This is a genomic window from Limnofasciculus baicalensis BBK-W-15 (genome assembly GCF_024178385.1).
GTDB lineage: Bacteria > Cyanobacteriota > Cyanobacteriia > Cyanobacteriales > Coleofasciculaceae > Limnofasciculus > Limnofasciculus baicalensis.
In genome coordinates this window covers 1-18491 of the sequence record NZ_JAMZMM010000089.1, presented here as the reverse complement: position 1 = coordinate 18491, position 18491 = coordinate 1, and the positions used below count along the sequence as shown (strand labels likewise).

Sequence of the window (18491 nt, the reverse complement as noted above, 5' to 3'; positions counted from 1 at the left end):
GGGAAGGATAGGGGGGAAGCCGAATTATACTGGTGAATTATTTTTACTAATTTGTAGTAGTAAAAATTTTTTGTTGTAGTTTTTAGATAAATCGGGAATTCTCAATCTAAAATCCTAAATGTAAATATTGGAGGACTGTACTTTGGAGTGGCGAGTTCGGGCAATTCGTGGGGCAACAACTGTATCCGAAAATTCAGTTGGGGCGATTCGAGAAGCGGTGATGGAATTGTTAGATGAGTTGGAGGGGCATAATCAGATCGATCATGACGAGATCGTAAGTGCTATCTTCACGGCGACAAGAGATTTAGATGCGATCTTTCCGGCTGCGATCGCAAGAGAACGTCCTAATTGGGATAATGTTGCTTTACTTGACCTCCAACAGATGCACGTCGAAGGGAGTTTAAAGCGCTGTATCCGTTTTTTAATCCATATTAATACACCTGTTTCACAATTAGAAATTTATCATCCCTATTTACGTCATGCTAAAAATTTAAGACCAGATTGGAGTTTGGCGCAAGTGAGTGCTACTGTATTGCCTGCGGTGAAATCCATGAGACGATAATAGTCTTTTATCTGATAAATTGGCACTTAGAATAAACAGCAGCTTGGCCACACCGCTGATTATTCTGATCTAAGACATTCCAGACAATACCATTCTCAATTTTAAATCTTTGCCCTGTGCTGGAGATCCGAACACCCGAAAAATTGCTCACAAACCCTTTGGTATTAGTTTCTGCTAGTAATCGATCTCTTTCTTCCTGCACCACAGGCTCCGCTGTTTTACGGGAAGGCATCTGGGTAAATTGTTGCCAATCCAACTCCCATAGTTGTAACGCTTTCCGATTGCCATAGTTGAAAATCGGATCTGGTTCCGTTCCGTGAGATACTAAAACAAAAGGGGCTTCAAATAAAGCTTCAGCTATTTCTATTGGAGTGCCACTAATATCAAGTAAAGAATGCCCTAGCCAATAGTTAAAGCTGTACAGGAGGCGTTGACACTGATGAATGATTCTCTCCTCTTGCCAAGGTAATTCAATAACACTACTCATAAAAACGCACAAACACAGGATCAATACTCTAATATCTCATAAAAGTGTTTTTTTTGACTTATTGCGATCGACTCATACAGGTGCGCGGATAGCGCCCTTCAAGAGCTATCCGCTAGCCTAGCGCGTGCAGCAAGCAGATCGCACCTGGATTTCCGAGATATAATAGAAGTAGAGAGGTAGCGATCGCAAAAACTGGCATTGTTAGCAATAAATACCTACTCTCAAGGATAAGCCTCTCGCTCCCAACCAACACTTTATGTGGAGGCAAAATACTATGGCTATCAAGAATAAGGTAGAAATAGTACCGTTGACTTGCATCAATCCAACACAGGGACTAGAAATCTGTCCATTAGATACAGATAAATACCTGGAAAAATTAGAGGCAAATTTACCTTTATTTGCCCATGAAACGACAATGGTAAGAATAGAATCTGGTACTATTGAAGAGTTGTTTGTCCATCATTTCCAAACCGATCAACTTTTGGTAGTAAAAGGTTCAGCGGTGTTAGTGGTGTTGCAAAATAAGCACTATCAATATATTTTAATGAGCGAATCCAAACCGATGGTAGTAAGAATTCCTCCAGGTATTCCTCATAGTGCGATTAATTTGAGTGGGGAACCTTGTATTGCCATTAACTCAATTATACGTCACGGACCTCCTTTTGAGCGAGATTATCGTCCATTGCGGAAACCTTTTCCTTTTGATTTGGGATTAGTGCGGGCGATGTTAGGGGAATTAAACTGTCCAATAATGAGATAATTCTGTAGGGGGTGGGTTTAGTAAATAAGCTAGGCGATCGCCCGATAACTGATAAATAAAACCCGCCCTTACTCTAACTGAGACGAGAAACAAAAATGCCTAAAATACAACGTTTTGAACATATCAACCTAGCCTGTCAAGATATTGACGCAACTAAAACTTTCTACCAAACCCTATTTCCCGATTGGTACATCCGAGCAGAAGATCGAGAAGACGAAAGACAATGGCTACATTTAGGGAATGACCAATTTTATCTCGCCCTGAATCACACACCCAACTTAAAAAGAGTCCATGAAATCTATGAAAATATAGGAGTAAACCACGTTGGTTTTGTCATCGATGATGGCGAAGCAATGAAAGTGCATCTCCAAGACAATAATATTGAATATTACACTATGACCGCACCAGAAACCAAACACCGTATTTACGTCAGCGATCCTGATGGTAACGAAATCGAATTAGTTGAATATAACCCCAACTACAGCTTACGTTAAAAACCTCTGCGTACCTCTGTGAAAACCTCTGCGTACCTCTGTGTTAAAAAAAAGTAAAATTGACATTCCAGAACCACCAATATTTAGCCTAAACTCACATTGCCACCAACTCCAACAAAGCTAATTTATTGGAAAAATCATTATTCTGGATATAACCAAAAACTAAATAACATTAATCCAGAAATCAGCAGTAATGATTTTCCCATTCCGATTGAATTGCCCCCAAACTTTATATTTACCAGGTTGAGAAAAATGCGTCATAAAATCAACGTTACCCGCTAGATTATCTTTAACAGCATGGGCGTGAAGGTAATCTGCTTCCGTCAAGGGTGATGACTGTTTAATAATTACTAAATGTCCTCTTTCTCCCAAATAAGGCTGTAAATCAGTAATCGGTTGATTGGTAGCAGTATCTCGCAAATCAAACATTAAAGTCACATCTTGCCCTACTTTTAATGTTGGTTGAGAGAAGGTAAGACTTGCTTTAGTATCTCCAAAAGTTTTTACCAGATTTAGATCGATTTTAGCAGGGGATGGATTGGTTCCAGGTATTTGTGCTTTTAGTACCGATACTCGATCTTTTTGACTAGCAGGTTTATAATCGCTGAAAAGAGTATAATTACCAGATTGGGGGAAATTTGCTTCAACTTCAAAGCGTCCGTTTTCTTTATATGTAGGATGAATATGATTGAAAAAATCCAGATCGTCACTCACCACAATTAGGTGCATGAGTTTTTCTTGGAATGTTTCAAATTTTGCGATCGCTTTCCCTTCTTTATCCTGTATATCAATAACTAAGGGGACAGGAGTTTGAGGTTTAATATTAGCAGGAATCGTTAATTTAGCTTGGGTTGTTACTGAGTCTGAGTGTGTTTCCATTCCCGGCATATTGCTATGATCCATAGAATGATTCTTATGGGAATTTGATTCAGTTGTACGATCATTTGTTCCTGATGTATGTCCAGATTTCATCGATGAGCAACCTGGAGTTAGGAGGAGAGTTGAAGCGATTATTAATGCAGGTACAAAATGATTCATAAGGCATTCTTTGAGTCGGTTAGTGTTGGAGATTGAGGAAGAGATAAATAAGGTGGTTAAGTTAACTCTCTCCTTAACAGTCAATCTTAAGTTCAGAAAATGAAATTTAGATGAAATTGAGATAAAATTAGGACTTACCGAGGTATATTACATATATTAATAATGGTGCGTTAGCTTTCACATAACGCACCCTACAGAGGTTTTGCGTAAGTCCTAAAATCTTAGATTCTAGAATTAGAAACTATTGATACCAATCCTGCTTCCATTCTCGCATCTGCTCAATTTCAGCACTTTGAGTCTGGATAATATTGTTCGCTAGTTCCCGCATTTCTGGACGGTTACTATCCAATATCATTGCCGCCATCATGACTGCCATTTTATGATGGGGAATCATCTGCTCGATAAAGGCTCTATCGAAGTCAGGTGCATTTTTTAATGTATCTAAATCCATCCCCATAGTATGATGTTCCATCATACCCATTTCCATGCTATTTCGCTCGGAATTCATGGGCATTCCCATAGCGTGACTTGACATAGAAGGAACATCAGTACCATACCACTGTTTGTACCAAGTATTCATTTGCTCGATTTCTTGGCTTTGGGATTGTTTGATAGATTCAGCTAATGTTTTAATTTCAGGATGTTTCGCCTTTGTCATAGCAAGATTTGCCATATCCACTGCCCCTTTGTGGTGAGGAATCATCATTTCAATAAAGTGCGAATCCGCTTTTTCTTGATTCATCATCATCCCCATCGGGGAGTGGGGTGGTTTTTCTAACATTTGGGGTTGAGCTGCTGTGCGATTAATCGCTACCGCTCCTAGGATAGTCGTCCCCGCGACTAAACCAATTAAACTGTAAATTAACGATTTGTTATTCATAACTAACTCCTGCTACTAGAAGGAGCAAATAAAAGGGAGAAATCCTGTTTCTGGAACACCTATCTCAGATGTATGTCTCGAAACAAGTCTCTTATGTTTATTATAAAGTCTCCATCTAACTGGAGTCTCAAGGGAATGTCACAAAAATTTACCTTGGCTATATAAAAGATGACAATTGTAATCTTCAATAGCTAGCCCAGAGAATAATTTATGTCTTGAGCCAACTCTTATCGAGTTACAGGAGATTGCAGGTTTATGAAATACACCCCAGAAACCCGGTTTCTTTGAGAAACCGGGTTTCTCTGTGCCTCACATACCTAAAAATTACTGTAATTGAGCTTACCTGCGATAAGCTCAATAAATTTACAAAATGCCCCCACAGGGGATTGCATCTTTTAAAAAAAGGTTCTATTTATTAATAGAGGTGATAAAAATATCCCCATCCTTTTTATCTGAGATCCTATAATACAGGTATCTAGATTTTCATATTCAATTGTTAAACTTGAGCGCCCATGATGAAACTATCAGGAATATTTTTGGCACTTACTATAACGACTATTGCTTGTCAATCACCTCAGAATTCAACCTTGGCTCCTTCTCCTACTGCAACACCGAATTCAACTCAATCAAACAACACCCAATCCAAGACAAAACCTTTAATAGTGACTACAGTAGCGCCTATTACTAATATTGTCAGTAATATAGCAGGCGATCGCGTAGAAGTAAAAGGTATTATTCCAGAAGGAAGCGACTCCCACACCTTTGAACCACGCCCTTCCGATGCAGAATTATTGGGAGTGGCAAACTTAATTATTACCAATGGTTTACGATTAGAAGCACCTACGGAAAAATTAGCCAATTCCTCCAAACCGAAAGAGACCAAAGTTTACGCATTGGGTAATAATACAATTGTCGAAAAAGAGTGGCTATTCGACTTTAGCTTTCCCAAAGAAAAGGGAGATCCTAATCCTCACCTTTGGGTGAATCCCAAATATGCTATCGCTTATGCTAAATTAGCTACAAAACAATTAACTGAACTCGATCCTGATGGCAAAGATTATTACGAAACTAATCTCAAAAATTATCTAAAACGTCTCGAAGACTTAGACAGAGCCACCCGTGCCCTTGTTGCCAGCATTCCCGAAAAAAATCGCAAACTTCTAACTTACCACGATTCTTGGGCATATTGGGCTAGAGAATATGGTTTTGAAGTAATTGGGGCAATCCAACCCTCTGATTTTAACGAACCCTCTGCTAAAGATATTGCCAAATTAGTTGAGCAAGTGCGAAAAGCTGGCGTTCCCGCTATTTTCGGATCTGAAGTTTACCCAAGTACGATAGCCGAACAAATTGCCCGCGAAACTAAAGTAAAAACTGCCAATACTGCCGATGATGAATTACCGGGTGAGGGTTCAGCAAATGCGATGGAAAATAAGAATCCCGAACATACTTATATTGGCATGATGGTGAATAATATGAAAATTATTGCTACCAACCTAGGAGGTAATCCGGATCTAATGAATGGAGTAAATCCTGGAAATGTGGTAGGAGCAACAGCAATAAGTAAATAATTACCTAACACGGGTTCAACTTTCTTTCTTTAATTTTCCCTATCCTTATCTCCCTTCTTCCATCACCTACATTTGTTTCGTTTGACCGCAGATTAGCACGAATAAACACAGTAAATTGAGTTCTGGTCGAGTGCGTTATAGTAAAACAAATCCATTTCAATCTGGAGAACGTATAACAATATAGGACCAATGTACCGGACTGTAACATTTAATTAATAAATAACCTCTCAATGGAACCAATACTCGAAGTTAGGAATTTAACCTGTGGCTATCAACGATTACCAGTATTTACAGGAGTAAATTTGACACTTTATCCTGGTCAACTATCTGGATTAGTCGGACCTTCAGGCTGCGGAAAAAGCACCTTAATCAAGGCAATTTTAGGATTAGTACGTCCTTGGGAGGGAGAGATTTGGTTTCGAGGAAAGCAGCTAAAACCAGGTGTAGCACCGCCAAAAGTGGGTTACGTGCCGCAAGTAGAAACAGTAGATTGGAGCTTTCCCGTTACGGCAGAAGAAGTAGTAATGATGGGATGTTACCAAAACCAAAAAATTTTACCTTGGCAATCAAAACGCGAGCGCAATATTGCTCGTCAACTCCTCAATCGTGTTGGAATTGAACATGTTGCCCATCAACCCATTGGTAATTTATCCGGTGGACAACAACAGCGAGTTTTCTTGGCAAGAGCATTAGTAGGAGAACCAGATATTGTATTTTTAGATGAGCCAACTAGTAGTTCTGACTTACAAATTCAACATGAACTATTGCATCTATTAGCAGATCTAAATCAACAAGGGTTAAGTATTTTCTTATCTACTCACGATCTCAATTCCGTCGCCACTCACTTACCTTGGGTAATATGTTTCAATCACGGCTTAATTTGCCAAGGTGAACCAATTGATATTTTTACATCAGCTATCCTGGAAAAAACTTTCGGTACAGAAATGGTGGTTTTTCATCACCAAGATCGAATATTAATCGCCAGTAGTGGTACTTCTTTACGACATCAAATGCAGCACAATTTACCTGCTATCTTGCGTAAAACTGCCTCAAAAACAAAGTAAAAATATCGGGTGGGGAATGTTCACTTCGCAGCCGTGGGATTGGATAACAGTGTAGAGGGTGCGTTAGAAAAGGATAACGCACCCTACAGAAAATCCTGTATTTGATGAACATTGCCCATCTTACTTTTAGCTAACTCTAGGAATTTGCCTTATGAATTTTCTGATTCAACCATTTCAGTACGAATTTTTTACCCGCGCATTGTTAGTAGCAATGATGGCAGGATTACTATGTGGTGTCATGGGAGTTTATATTACCACCCGCCGCATGAGTTATATTGCTCACGGATTATCTCATGCTATTTTAGGAGGAGCAGTATTCAGTTATGTTTTGGGTTTAAATTTTTACATTGGCTCTGGAATTTGGGGGTTTGGAGCAGCTTTATTAATCCAATATTTAACAAGCCGTAGAATTTACTCTGATGCAGCAATTGGGATTGTCACCACAGCTAGTTTTGCGATGGGTGTGGCGATTATCAGCACTTACCGCAAGTTTAGCCAAAACTTTGAAGCAGCTTTGTTTGGCAATGTCCTAGGTGTCACTCCGACAGATTTATGGATTGTCACGGTAGTAACTATTGTCCTTCTGACGATTATTTTTTTATTTTATAAACCTTTATTATTTTGGTGTTTCGATCGCGAGGTAGCGCGGGTTCACGGAGTTCCCGTTATCGCCATGGATACCTTATTTGCTTTAATGCTAGCAACGTTATTAGTAGTAACGCTAAATGTATTAGGAGTAACCCTAATTATTTCCGCAGTAGTTATCCCCGCTTCCATTGCTAGACTCTTAAGCGATCGCTTTAGTTATATGATGTTAATTTCTGGTGCTTTGGGCGCAGTAATATCATTTATTGGTGTTTATCTGAGCTATCATTTTGATATTGCATCTGGCGCTAGTGTGGTGTTATTATCTACTTTGGTATTCGGCTTTGTTTTACTCCTGACTAGTTATCAACGCCGCCGGAAACCGAATCTTCCTCATATTTAAGTACGGAAAGCCTCTATCTGTAGGGTGTTTTCGGCTTTGGTAACGGACTATCCACACTATTAGTAGTGTTACTCCGTAAGTCCTGCTTTTGTTATGCTACAAATTGAACTGCTGAATGTGGGTTGTAAAATCTTGTGGTATATTGTATTATAAGACATGACGTGAGTATTCGAGCAAAATCATTAGACTGTTCGATTTTGGCGAAACCATCACTTCTGATTGGTCATCTACTAATTTAATTATCTCAAATAAGCACAATCATTAAGGGTTTGCATCAAATATGCTATGGGTTTCTTTGGCAAATAGCATAGGTTTTGACTGAAATAAATCCAGAAAACGGGAATGAAGCTTTGCCTTAGTTAATCTAATGCAACTAATTTCTGCACTCATTAAGATTTACACCTGTATGGAACTCGCAACACTGTCAGCAGCAGCTATTACCACCTTGATAGTTACCAAAGCATTGGAAAAGTCAGGGGAATTACTTGGAGAAAATGGAATGAAGCAAGTTAGTAAGTTCATGCAATTGCTAAGAGAAAAATTTCTTCCTACAGCAGATAAACTGGCTGTAATAGAACAATTACCACCATCACCCGATAAACAAAATCTAGCTTTGCAGGTTAGCCAAGATGTAGCGGCAGCAGCAAGTAAAGATACTGATGTGGCAAAGGCGGTTGAGGATATTGCTAAGGCTTTTCGCCAAGCTGAAGCAAACAAAACGACTGTGTATCAGAATGTGATTCAGAAAGATAATCAAAAAGCTGTCAATGTTGGTCATGTTGATACTTTTAACATGTGAAGCATCAAGACAGTAACTACTGACTAATGCTGGTTTTGTAGTAAGCGCTTCAGCGCTGAAGCGCTTACTGCAAACAAAATGTACTAATTATTAGGTAATGAACAACTTTAATAATGTAGAAGATCTCTTTGAACGTCTGGCTACAAGGAATTTGACAGAAGCCGACATTTCAATTTTAAGAAACTCCCTGGCTAGAAGTATTAATCAAGATGTCGTACAGATAGGCAATCAAACGGCTGTAAATATTGGTAGTGCTGGCTCAATTAACATTGGCAATCATATCACTTACCAAGGTACAGATGCTGAAACAATTCGAGAAATATTACAATCTTTAAGAGAGATTGAGCGACAGCGACCTTTAGTTTCTAACTCAGAAGCATTGCATTACTTAAGGCAGCAGTACCCTGTCCGCCCAGGAGTGCCTTTTCAATGGCAAGTGTTAGTCGGTTGGCTAATTCTCAGTTTTGTTTGCTTAATTGCTCTGTTATTTTATCAAACATCTAATTCATTACAAATACATGATTTTGAGGAGTTTATTTACTATTGGTTTATCCTATTTATGGTTGCCGCGACTTATGGATTTCTAGGGATATTTCTGCAAAGAATATTTCAATATCGCTGGAGATTTGGAGAGGTTCGGCATTATTGGATAGTTTGGTTTTTCTATCCAGTTATTACTCCATTTTTTCTGGCAGTGATGATGGTTTTTTATCCAATTAGATGTGGAGATAGGATATTGCCTAGATTTTTTAGATTTTGGTAGTGAAGTAATTCCCATCATAGCGGAGGTAGAGGATGACAAACTCTAATGACATAGAAGCTATTTTTGAACGTCTGGCTACAAGAACCTTAACAGAAGCAGATGTTCAACTTCTGCGAGATACTATTATCAACCAAAATGTTGCTCAGACAGGTAACAAATATGCTGTCAATATTGGTAATGTGACAGGTTATATCCACATTGGAGATTCCATAACTTATGAAGGTACTGATACCACAATAATTAGAGAAATATTACAAAAATTAGAAAATATTCAGCGACAGCCACCTCAAGTTTCCAATCAAGAAATCTTAAGATATTTACAAGGTCGCTATCCTCCTAGAGATCCTGGGATAGGCAGAATTTATTTACTGATTATAGTTCCAGCAACTTGGTTGATTGTTAGCCTAATTATTTCTGGATTACTTTATAAATATCCGCCTAATTCCACCACGATTATTTTACAATCATTTTCGGTGTTACTGGGATCTGGATTGCAGTTATATTATATAGGGATTGCATGTTTACGAATGCTTAACTACAAACTTAGAGCTAGATTAGGATTTTTATTAGTAGCGCCCCTGATTGTCTGGGTATTAATTATTGTTTATTGCAGTGTATTAGAATCTATTCTGATTTCAGCTAAGATAATTGCTGGTGTAAATTTTATTGAATTAACAGTTATTTTATTTGTCAGCTATGGAGTTTTAGCTTGTTTGGGAACTTGGTTAGGGGGAAGAGTTCATGGGAGTTCTACAGTAATGATAGATAGATGGTTATTTTGGTCTTTTTCTCCATTCATAACTATATTTCACCTCCATCGGTGTTTATTCCAGTTTGTTGGTCAAATATTTGGGTGGGGAAGATAAAAGAGTATGTAGGCTTGTGTGATATCCCATTCTATAATAAAATTTACTGAAATTACTGCTACACAGTTTTATGTGAAGTTTCGGTGTAGCAAAGTTTAAAGCAAGATTATATGTAGTGACAATAAAATTAATCGCTATAACATCCCGCCCGAGTAAGGGAGGATTAAGGATACTGAAAAATGTGGATTGACAAATTTGGAACGATCCATTATCTTGGTATAAAGGAGAAAGAGAAAAACACTATTGCCGTCATAATGCTGAAAAACGGTAATAGCTAATAGATCGGGGTTATAGATTTTCAACAGCGATGACAAATAAATAGAAAACAATTGAATAACCTGAGAAATGATACAGCAAATGGACAAAAATAACATCCGACTTACCGGAGATATAGAAGGATCTTTTTATCCCTCTACCCAAGCCGAAATAGTCCGAAATGTAGTTTTACAAGCGCCGCTAAAACTTAACGGTGGCTTATTTGCTCAAAACATAACTAATATTGGAGGTGGAAGTGTTAATGGTCCGGTTTTGGCGACAGCAGAAATTACCCTTTCTCATCCCCAACCCGGAAGTTCACCATTGAAGTTTCTCTCTGGAATTAATGCAACCCTATCAATTGCTATTACTGAGTCGGGTAAGGAGATTCAAGAAACTGTAGTCAGCCATACTAGTAAAGCGAGTGTGGTAGTCCAGGGGGATGTAGTTAGTGATAGTGTCAAATTAGATAATGCACTGATTTTTGGGAATGTGCGATCGCGAGAAGTTTCTCTGGTAAACTCTATTATTGTGGGTTCTATATTTGCCGAAGAAACATTAAGGTTAGAAAATAGTAATTTTGTTGCTCTTTCTGGAGGAAGGGTGATTTTGAAAGGAAGAAATGGCTGTTGGTTACCATATCTTACCTCCTTAGAACCAATTCAATTTGCCGACACGATTCTGGCAAATGGTGAAACAATGCCAGCCCAACTCCGCTACCTCTCACTTTGTCGTTCAAGTCAGTTAGGATGTGGATTTAAGTCAGGAGGAATTGCTTGCGAACCTTTTGTAACAGGTAAGTGCGGCTATCATCAAGTATGTTTGGGATCAGCCGATATTTATCCAGATCAAACGGAAGATGGTCGAACATTATATGCCCTAAATTTAGCCCAAAGAGCGCTAAATTTAGCACCAATTGAACAAGAGATTCAACAGGTGGAATTATTTCTCAAACAACTGATGATGTATGAACATTTGGATAAATCATCCCAGGAGCAGGCGCGAGAATCATGGGCTGAAAAACTCCGGCCGGAAGAAAAAGAATTACTGGAAATGACTGTGGCAATGTTGTAAGCTTAAAATAAGCTAATGGCGATATCATCTCAAATTCGAGTAGCAACCTATCTCCCTGAAAGTTATAGCAATGGTCCCGGCTGTCGGGCTGTAATATGGGTACAGGGATGTCCTAAACGTTGTCCAGGCTGTTGGAATCCTGACTTTCTTTCACCTAAAGGTGGAACAGTTTGGACTGTACAACAGGCTTTAGAAAAATTAACTCATTCTCAGGCTATTGAAGGAATAACTCTGTTAGGAGGTGAACCTTTTAGCCAAGCAGAATCCTTATCTAATTTATGTGCCCAAATCCGCCAACGTGGATTAAGTGTGATGGCTTATAGCGGCTGGACTTTAGCAGAGTTAACCCGCATGGGTTCTCCTCAAATAGATTTGCTTGCTTCCTGTGATTTATTAGTAGATGGGGAATTTGTAGTGGAGGAAGCAGCACCTTTGCTGTGGCGAGGTTCGCGAAACCAGCAAGTTCACTTTTTGACAGAAAGATATCTACACTTGCAAGAACAAATTAATGATTATTATCGGGATTTTGAAATACTAATTCAAGACGAAAAACTCATACTTACTGGAGATCCACCCGCAGGTGTATTGCAAATACTACAAAAACTATTGCCGCAGGGAGAATGGCAGGAATGAAATCTAATTTTACAAAAGAAATATCAGAAATTATCCGCGCCAGGTTTCCCCTAATTTACCTGCAAACTTTTGAGGAAGAAAGAGCATTGGGGATCTTGAAAGACCTTTGTGCTAGTAGTGGTAAAAATGGTTTAAATCGTCCATTATATGCTTGGTCGCAAACCCAAGGACTAAAACAATATCCCGATGGAAAAATTGACACCTCATTACTATCACCTCACCAGCTACTCGATCATATTGAAAAAGCCACAAATACTGCCCTTTACGTCTTGCTAGATTTCCACATTTATTTGGATGACCAACACCGCACCCCAGACAATGACAGAATTGTACGACGATTGCGGGAGATAGGTATATCCCTGCGAAATGCCAATTTTGCACGGACAGTTGCCATCATTTCTCCTATTGTTAATCTGCCCCAATCCTTACAAAAAGATGTGATGATGATGGACTTTCCCCTACCTACTCAGCCAGAAATACGCACAGCTTTGGATAGGTTAATTCTCAAGCAAAAAGGTGGTGGAGTCCAAGTATTTCTCACAGAAGAAGACAAACAACAGCTATGCAAAGCGGCTTTAGGATTGACACAACAAGAAGCAGAAGGAACCTTTGCACGGGCGATGGCAAGCAATGGTGCATTAACAGCCTCTGATGTGGATCTAATCCTGGCACAGAAACAACAAATTCTCAAGAAAAGTGGCGCTTTAGAATATGTGGGTTCTGACTTCAATTTGGCAGATGTAGGTGGCTTAGAAAACTTAAAAAAATGGCTGGATAAGCGTAATCGAACTTGGATGGATGAGGCAAAACGCTATAACTTACCAGCACCAAAAGGTGTGATGGTAACAGGTGTGCCTGGTTGCGGGAAAAGCTTGATTGCTAAGGCAATTTCTAGTATGTGGAAATTACCGCTATTACGCTTTGATATAAGTAGTGTTTTTGGCGTTTATGTGGGACAAAGTGAAGCCAATATGCGGCGGGCTTTACAAACAGCAGAAGCTTTAGCACCTTGTATTCTTTGGGTAGATGAAATTGAAAAAGGTTTAGGCGGTGCTTCTGGTGGTGAAGGTGACAGCGGCACAACCAGGCGCGTGTTTGGTAATTTTCTCACTTGGATGCAAGAAAAACAAGCTTTAGTATTTGTTTTTGCCACTGCTAATCAAATAAACCGCCTACCACCTGAACTATTGCGTAAAGGTAGATTTGATGAAATATTTTTTGTGGATTTGCCCAATATTGAAGAGCGAAAACAAATATTTAAGGTGCATCTGCGGCGACGATTAACTTCCCCAGAAGCTAGGGGTGAGTTTCAGGAAACGGAACAGATATTAGAGGAATTGGCAACTTTGTCTGACAAATTTATTGGTGCAGAAATTGAGGATGCTATTACCAATGCTTTATATGAAGCATTTTTTGAATCTCGTGCTTTTCGCCTTGAAGACTTGAAGCGCATTATCAAAAATACACCCCGATTTGCTGATATGCAGGCAGATTACTTGCAATCAATTCGGTCATGGGCAAAACAGCGAGCAGTTTCTGCTAGTAAAGGTTTTGAACAGGACTGATTTAACTGTCAAAATGAAAACGGAAAAATCACCAAAACCAGCGATAAATACCGTACAATCAAACTAATAGAAGTAAAAACAAACCATGAAAATACTTCCTTCTAGTATCATCCAAAACGATCTGCCACTTCCAGATGGCATGGATTTAGCTTTAGCATTTGCCTCGGCAAATCAACAATCAATTGAAGACTTTATTGCCAAACAAAAAGCCGATGGAGAGCGAGTTGAATCTGAACTTCAAGGGCTACAGACAAAAAAAGCCTATCTACCAGGAGCAATTATTGCTGGTATATCGGCAATTCTTTTGCCCTTTTCCTTCCAAAAAACTATACTCTTACCCTTGAGTTTAGGTGGCATGGCAGGAGGTGGATACTACGCATATCTCAGCCACAAAAAACAACAACAGCAAATTCTGGAGTTGGAAACCGAAAAACAAGCTATTCCTCAACGACAAATCCCCCAAGTAGTATCCCACCTAGGTAAGCTGCATTATGTTGTCAATATTATGCCCTTCGAGGATGGAAAACTAGTAGTTGATGCTACTGGGATTCAACCCAAACAGCCACTTCTCTATCCAGAAATTCCTAATAGTATAAATCGGTTGCAAGATTTAAGCGAAAAGCTGGCGGAAATTCCGGAAGAATTACCCATTTTGTTACCGCCAACAGGGGAAACTGATCTTCAAGATAGATCCCGATTGACAGGGATTGAAGCAGACATGGGCGAGGTGCTATCAATTACTAATCAAATTTTTACCGATACAGTGGATGTACTTACAGACATTCCAGCTTTTAGTGCTAATCACAACATAGTACATAGTCTGCGGCTTCTGTCTCCCCACCTACAAGACGGTCAACCCCAACTTCACTTGGCACAGGAAGATCCTGGTATTTCTAGAGCCGTGCAAAGTTTAGCACAGACCAACGCTGAAGCCGCCCAAGCGCAGCAGCTAGGAGCAATCAACGTTGAGTCAATGATGAATGATGCCGTAGAAAGGATGGATTCCTGTATCACCCATGCTAAAGTAGCACGCGATCGCTCTCTGATGAATATTTTAAGTGATGGACTCGATCGCATTCGCGGCGTTTACGACTATCCCCTGACGCGCTTTTACTGTCCCAAATGCCATCAGGTGGAACAATACCGCACCTCTCAGTTACCTGTTGCTGTAGCCGACCTTACCGAAGTGCCACCGGATACACTCGATCTACTCCATCGCAGCGAAGATCTGCGGCGACTCCGTGGTATTATGGATAACATTCGTCGCTACCTAAACCAGGCAAAACGGCAAGGGGAAGACCTCAATGCCGAACATTTTATAATTCTACAAGACAGGCTAAAAACTTATGAAGAACTGATGGGGGAAATGGCGGTAGAAATTCCTGAATATGACCCAAAAATTGAACTCCATAAACGCAATGCCATCCTGAAATACAATACGCTGCGCCAAGAGTGGATTTGCCAACTTTGCAGTGAAAGTTTTAACGATGAACAGGCACAATGGGCAAGAATGATCAAGGTTAAAGATGACTTAATTCTGCCTATTTGGGATGCTCTTTGGCTAGAAAAACATGATGAACGAAACCGAATTATTCGTGAGAAAGAAGCGGAATTACGTGAAAATGTAGAAGAAGAAGTTGCAAAATTACGGGAAGAAGCCAAGCTTTTTACAGAAGAATTTCGCCCAGTACGCGATAAATTGGAAAATATGGGTAGCAGTTCCAGAGTTGCCCAGCAGCAGATTGATATGATGCTGAACTTTTATCTGGCACGGGGCATTCTCTCTCAAGCAACTGCTGCTGGGATGCGCCAGTACATAAATACGGGACAAGGACAAACTACCAAGGAAATTATCAATATTACACGACAGCTAGAAACTCAACTAGCTGAAGAAGCAGAAGCAGCACAAATTCGCCGCAGCCAATTAGGAGATTATGCGGATGAAGTGCGCAATGCTACTAAATATTTCTTGACTCCTCCAGAGTCAGAACAAAAGTTAATTGATCGATAAAAAGGAGCATTAAAGATAGTATGAGTGAAGGAAATGTTACAGTTCGGGTTGACACGAGTGCGGTTGCTAATGAGGTAGCAAGGCTATCTACAGATCTTGACCGTTTGGGGGATCAGTTTCATAATGATTCTCGTCTTCTTCAACGAGAAATGGCGGAAGGATTTACTGCTTCTGTAACCCAAATGCGGGACAGTTTAGCTGTAACTATGGCACAGATGGAGGCTGTACAGCAAGCCGTTAATTTGGTGCAGCAAGAAGTTAACCGAGGAATTGAAGCGGAGGCACAAACTAAGTTATTTGAACAGTATGCTGCTATTGCTGAAGAAATTGATGCTATTGCTACTGCATCCCAAAGACTTGAGGAACGTTATGCTAAATCAGTACAAGATACGCACCGAGTCACGCGCCGCTATGACAGTCTAAATCATACTGTGAGAAAAAGCTATCAGACAGATATTCGTCGTTTGGGAAGATATATCTTTGAAATGATGGAAACCCATTTTCAGAAAACTGTCGAAAGCCGTATTTCTCAACAGCATACCGGATTTATCTCCTCGGTTATTGACTCAATTGAACAGATAAGACAAACAAGGGAACAACAGTTAGCTAAATTACTGGAAGCTGTATCTATCCAACTGACTGAATTTTTGACAAAGCGGCAGGAGTTTGCTGAATCTATCGAATCAATTAAAGTGCAAAATCTGCCAGTCACTGGCGAAGTTGCTGTACCAATGGTTGTTATTAAGTGTCAGGAGGCAAATAAAACCACTATTTTAGCGGGAAACGAAGTTGTCAAATCTTCTGGCCGTATGGTGCAATATCAGTTGCAAGATAGTGATATATTTCGCACTCTACGTTCTGACTTTAGCAATGCTGATAATTATCTGCAATGGCGCAGCATGACTCCAGAAGAAATTAACATAATGGAACGCAATTTACAGCAACTGCTGGAACAGAATTATATTACTCAAGAATATTACCAGCATCTAATTCAAGGATTCCGAAACCAACCTCCTATGGTTCCTGTACAAGTTAGACAACGTTAGTTTTTGCAGTATGGGGCAGGGAGAATCGGGAATAGTTATTAACAATAATTTTATCTCCTAATTCTTTCCTTGACATTCGAGTAAAAATACTTTAGCTTTATTGGGAGTCGATCCTATGTCTCACATCTCTACTTACAGTATTGCCCATCTTAGTCCTATGATCCGCGATCGCCTAGCACAAATTCAAGCAAATTCGATGAATTTACAGGCACAAATTCAAGCCAATGCCGCAGCCAGAAAACGCGCTGAAGAGATTGTATTATCTGAATTAAGCCGTAACTTTATGGAATTAGCGCAAAGACAGGAAGATGCCGCAGGCAACTTGCGGCTACTCCTCAAAGTCAATCCTCAATCTGCCCCTGGTAAAACAGGTGATGTGGAAATTTTAATTAAATCAGACAATACTCTCAGTATTGATGTGAGTAATGCTCCAGGGCAAGTATGTAAAGAATTAACACAACCACTAGAAATGGCTCTTGGTACACCAATTTCTGTACATTACAAGCCTGAATATCACGATGGAAAAGTCCGTCTGATGGACTCACAACAGAATTGGGGATAATATTGCTAATAGCTAATAACCCACATTCCGTTTGAAGTGCGGAATGTGGGCTAAAATACAGAAAACTGCGCCAAAAATGCCTCCACCTCAGCCGCAGTAGGTTGAGCCGCAATCGCACCAGGTTTCAAAGTAGTCAATCCTCCCACCGCACTAGCATATTTAACCACATCTCGTCCTGACTCCGCAGTCGCAATCGACTTCAATCCTTTTTGACACAATTGATGGACAAAACCCGCGACAAATCCATCACCAGCACCAGTTGTATCTTGAACATTCATCATAAATGCTGGTAGATAACCTTCATGATTATTCAGACAATAATGACAGCCGTTATCCCCATCCGTAACTAAAACACCTTCCACTGAATCAAGACGATGGGTAATCGCACCGGGATCTGTCGTATCAAAAAATAACGCTGCCTCTTCCTTGGCAATCTTCAGAAAATCAACATGTTTAAATAACTCTTCAATCAATGGTTTTGCCTCACTAGGCTCAGGCCAAAACATGGAACGCCAATTAATATCAACTAAAACTTTTAATCCATACTGTTCAGCCAGTTGCAGTGCTTTTTTAATAGCCGAGCGAGTTTGAGGATATGCCAACTCCAGAGTTCCCAAAACTAAGAACTCTCCATAGTTAAATAAAGATTCCGGTAATTTTGAACCATCAAGAAAAGCATCAGCAAATTGCGAAGTGTCCAAACCCCCAAATCCAGCAAAAGAGCGATCGCCTTTTTCGGAGCGTACCACATAAACTTGTCGCGTCGGTGCGGTAGGATGACACTGAATGCCTCTATTATCTACCCCAACCTCCTCCAATACCTGTATCAACTGATTCCCCGGTTCATCCTCCCCCACACAACCAATAAACCCAGCAGAAGTACCCAACTTCACCAAAGCACAAGCAACATTAGCGGGAGCGCCTCCTGGGTAAGGAGTCCAGGATTTAACTTGTTCAAGCGGGATTCCTAATTGATCCGCTAAACAGTCAAATAATACTTCACCAAGACAGATGACACGAGGATTAGTCACGGCAGGATAGATTTGAACTTCTTCATCAGAGTAGCAGAGGAT

General features: G+C 39.9%; 19 protein-coding genes. 15 read left to right on the top strand and 4 right to left on the bottom strand.

Annotated elements, in window-relative coordinates; all coding sequences use genetic code 11:
* The first annotated feature begins 142 nt into the window (after positions 1 to 142).
* Positions 143 to 562 (top strand): chorismate mutase, encoded by a 420-nt coding sequence (gene aroH, locus NJ959_RS11190; protein ID WP_254011832.1) that lies wholly within the window; start codon positions 143 to 145, stop codon positions 560 to 562.
* A 7-nt stretch (positions 563 to 569) separates the two neighbouring features.
* Here aroH and NJ959_RS11185 read toward each other — a convergent pair whose 3' ends face one another.
* Positions 570 to 1049: an MEKHLA domain-containing protein gene (locus NJ959_RS11185; RefSeq protein WP_254011831.1), complete on the bottom strand. Its 480-nt coding sequence runs from the start codon at positions 1047 to 1049 to the stop codon at positions 570 to 572.
* A gap of 274 nt (positions 1050 to 1323) precedes the next feature.
* Here NJ959_RS11185 and NJ959_RS11180 point away from each other — a divergent pair, with 274 nt between their 5' ends.
* Together NJ959_RS11180 and NJ959_RS11175 are read left to right on the top strand one after the other, a co-directional pair.
* Positions 1324 to 1809: a cupin domain-containing protein gene (locus NJ959_RS11180; RefSeq protein ID WP_254011830.1), complete on the top strand. Its 486-nt coding sequence runs from the start codon at positions 1324 to 1326 to the stop codon at positions 1807 to 1809.
* Between the two features lie 95 nt (positions 1810 to 1904).
* Positions 1905 to 2303: a VOC family protein gene (locus NJ959_RS11175; protein ID WP_254011829.1), complete on the top strand. Its 399-nt coding sequence runs from the start codon at positions 1905 to 1907 to the stop codon at positions 2301 to 2303.
* 162 nt (positions 2304 to 2465) lie between these two features.
* Here the strand turns inward: NJ959_RS11175 and NJ959_RS11170 are convergent, their stop codons facing one another.
* Together NJ959_RS11170 and NJ959_RS11165 are read right to left on the bottom strand one after the other, a co-directional pair.
* A complete protein-coding gene (locus NJ959_RS11170) occupies positions 2466 to 3206 on the bottom strand; it encodes a DUF8832 domain-containing protein (protein ID WP_254011828.1) in 741 nt (246 codons plus the stop codon).
* Between the two features lie 376 nt (positions 3207 to 3582).
* Positions 3583 to 4221 (bottom strand): DUF305 domain-containing protein, encoded by a 639-nt coding sequence (locus tag NJ959_RS11165; RefSeq protein ID WP_254011827.1) that lies wholly within the window; start codon positions 4219 to 4221, stop codon positions 3583 to 3585.
* Between the two features lie 512 nt (positions 4222 to 4733).
* Between NJ959_RS11165 and NJ959_RS11160 the strand changes: the two genes are divergently transcribed.
* The 12 genes from NJ959_RS11160 to NJ959_RS11105 all read left to right on the top strand — a co-directional run bounded on the left by NJ959_RS11160 (position 4734) and on the right by NJ959_RS11105 (position 17418).
* Positions 4734 to 5792: a metal ABC transporter substrate-binding protein gene (locus NJ959_RS11160; protein WP_254011826.1), complete on the top strand. Its 1059-nt coding sequence runs from the start codon at positions 4734 to 4736 to the stop codon at positions 5790 to 5792.
* 230 nt (positions 5793 to 6022) lie between these two features.
* Complete coding sequence (locus NJ959_RS11155; RefSeq protein WP_254011825.1) at positions 6023 to 6856, top strand: metal ABC transporter ATP-binding protein; 834 nt, start codon at positions 6023 to 6025, stop codon at positions 6854 to 6856.
* Positions 6857 to 7007: 151 nt separating this feature from the next.
* On the top strand, positions 7008 to 7844 hold the full coding sequence (locus tag NJ959_RS11150) for a metal ABC transporter permease (protein ID WP_254011824.1): 837 nt from the start codon (positions 7008 to 7010) through the stop codon (positions 7842 to 7844).
* Positions 7845 to 8250: 406 nt separating this feature from the next.
* Positions 8251 to 8643 carry a hypothetical protein gene (locus NJ959_RS11145; RefSeq protein ID WP_254011823.1) on the top strand — a complete coding sequence of 131 codons (393 nt, stop codon included), beginning with the start codon at positions 8251 to 8253 and terminating at the stop codon, positions 8641 to 8643.
* Between the two features lie 97 nt (positions 8644 to 8740).
* A complete protein-coding gene (locus NJ959_RS11140; protein ID WP_254011822.1) occupies positions 8741 to 9406 on the top strand; it encodes a hypothetical protein in 666 nt (221 codons plus the stop codon).
* Positions 9407 to 9438: 32 nt separating this feature from the next.
* Positions 9439 to 10272, top strand: coding sequence for a hypothetical protein (locus tag NJ959_RS11135; RefSeq protein ID WP_254011821.1), 834 nt, complete (start codon positions 9439 to 9441; stop codon positions 10270 to 10272).
* Positions 10273 to 10629: 357 nt separating this feature from the next.
* Positions 10630 to 11601 carry a hypothetical protein gene (locus tag NJ959_RS11130; RefSeq protein WP_254011820.1) on the top strand — a complete coding sequence of 324 codons (972 nt, stop codon included), beginning with the start codon at positions 10630 to 10632 and terminating at the stop codon, positions 11599 to 11601.
* Positions 11602 to 11616: 15 nt separating this feature from the next.
* Positions 11617 to 12234: a 4Fe-4S single cluster domain-containing protein gene (locus tag NJ959_RS11125; RefSeq protein WP_254011819.1), complete on the top strand. Its 618-nt coding sequence runs from the start codon at positions 11617 to 11619 to the stop codon at positions 12232 to 12234.
* Positions 12231 to 13799: a Ycf46 family AAA ATPase gene (locus NJ959_RS11120; protein WP_254011818.1), complete on the top strand. Its 1569-nt coding sequence runs from the start codon at positions 12231 to 12233 to the stop codon at positions 13797 to 13799. Before NJ959_RS11125 ends, NJ959_RS11120 begins: the two co-directional genes overlap by 4 nt.
* A gap of 85 nt (positions 13800 to 13884) precedes the next feature.
* Entirely contained in the window at positions 13885 to 15810 is a 1926-nt protein-coding gene (locus NJ959_RS11115) for a hypothetical protein (RefSeq protein ID WP_254011817.1), read from the top strand.
* Positions 15811 to 15830: 20 nt separating this feature from the next.
* Positions 15831 to 16856 (top strand): hypothetical protein, encoded by a 1026-nt coding sequence (locus NJ959_RS11110; protein WP_254011816.1) that lies wholly within the window; start codon positions 15831 to 15833, stop codon positions 16854 to 16856.
* A 115-nt stretch (positions 16857 to 16971) separates the two neighbouring features.
* Complete coding sequence (locus NJ959_RS11105; protein WP_254011815.1) at positions 16972 to 17418, top strand: DUF2997 domain-containing protein; 447 nt, start codon at positions 16972 to 16974, stop codon at positions 17416 to 17418.
* 50 nt (positions 17419 to 17468) lie between these two features.
* Here NJ959_RS11105 and NJ959_RS11100 read toward each other — a convergent pair whose 3' ends face one another.
* The gene (locus NJ959_RS11100) at positions 17469 to 18449 is read right to left on the bottom strand and encodes a carbohydrate kinase family protein (protein WP_254011833.1); all 981 of its coding nucleotides are present in this window, start codon (positions 18447 to 18449) and stop codon (positions 17469 to 17471) included.
* Positions 18450 to 18491: the final 42 nt, after the last annotated feature.

Bases quoted from the DNA above. Each gene is read 5' to 3' on its own strand.
- NJ959_RS11120 (WP_254011818.1), top strand. From the start codon at position 12,231: ATGAAATCTAATTTTACAAAAGAAATATCAGAAATTATCCGCGCCAGG.
- NJ959_RS11110 (WP_254011816.1), top strand. From the start codon at position 15,831: ATGAGTGAAGGAAATGTTACAGTTCGGGTTGACACGAGTGCGGTTGCT.
- NJ959_RS11105 (WP_254011815.1), top strand. From the start codon at position 16,972: ATGTCTCACATCTCTACTTACAGTATTGCCCATCTTAGTCCTATGATC.
- NJ959_RS11180 (WP_254011830.1), top strand. From the start codon at position 1,324: ATGGCTATCAAGAATAAGGTAGAAATAGTACCGTTGACTTGCATCAAT.
- NJ959_RS11175 (WP_254011829.1), top strand. From the start codon at position 1,905: ATGCCTAAAATACAACGTTTTGAACATATCAACCTAGCCTGTCAAGAT.
- NJ959_RS11150 (WP_254011824.1), top strand. From the start codon at position 7,008: ATGAATTTTCTGATTCAACCATTTCAGTACGAATTTTTTACCCGCGCA.
- NJ959_RS11115 (WP_254011817.1), top strand. From the start codon at position 13,885: ATGAAAATACTTCCTTCTAGTATCATCCAAAACGATCTGCCACTTCCA.
- NJ959_RS11185 (WP_254011831.1), bottom strand. From the start codon at position 1,049: ATGAGTAGTGTTATTGAATTACCTTGGCAAGAGGAGAGAATCATTCAT.
- NJ959_RS11140 (WP_254011822.1), top strand. From the start codon at position 8,741: ATGAACAACTTTAATAATGTAGAAGATCTCTTTGAACGTCTGGCTACA.
- NJ959_RS11125 (WP_254011819.1), top strand. From the start codon at position 11,617: ATGGCGATATCATCTCAAATTCGAGTAGCAACCTATCTCCCTGAAAGT.
- NJ959_RS11130 (WP_254011820.1), top strand. From the start codon at position 10,630: ATGGACAAAAATAACATCCGACTTACCGGAGATATAGAAGGATCTTTT.
- NJ959_RS11165 (WP_254011827.1), bottom strand. From the start codon at position 4,221: ATGAATAACAAATCGTTAATTTACAGTTTAATTGGTTTAGTCGCGGGG.
- NJ959_RS11160 (WP_254011826.1), top strand. From the start codon at position 4,734: ATGATGAAACTATCAGGAATATTTTTGGCACTTACTATAACGACTATT.
- NJ959_RS11155 (WP_254011825.1), top strand. From the start codon at position 6,023: ATGGAACCAATACTCGAAGTTAGGAATTTAACCTGTGGCTATCAACGA.
- NJ959_RS11145 (WP_254011823.1), top strand. From the start codon at position 8,251: ATGGAACTCGCAACACTGTCAGCAGCAGCTATTACCACCTTGATAGTT.
- NJ959_RS11170 (WP_254011828.1), bottom strand. From the start codon at position 3,206: ATGGATCATAGCAATATGCCGGGAATGGAAACACACTCAGACTCAGTA.
- NJ959_RS11135 (WP_254011821.1), top strand. From the start codon at position 9,439: ATGACAAACTCTAATGACATAGAAGCTATTTTTGAACGTCTGGCTACA.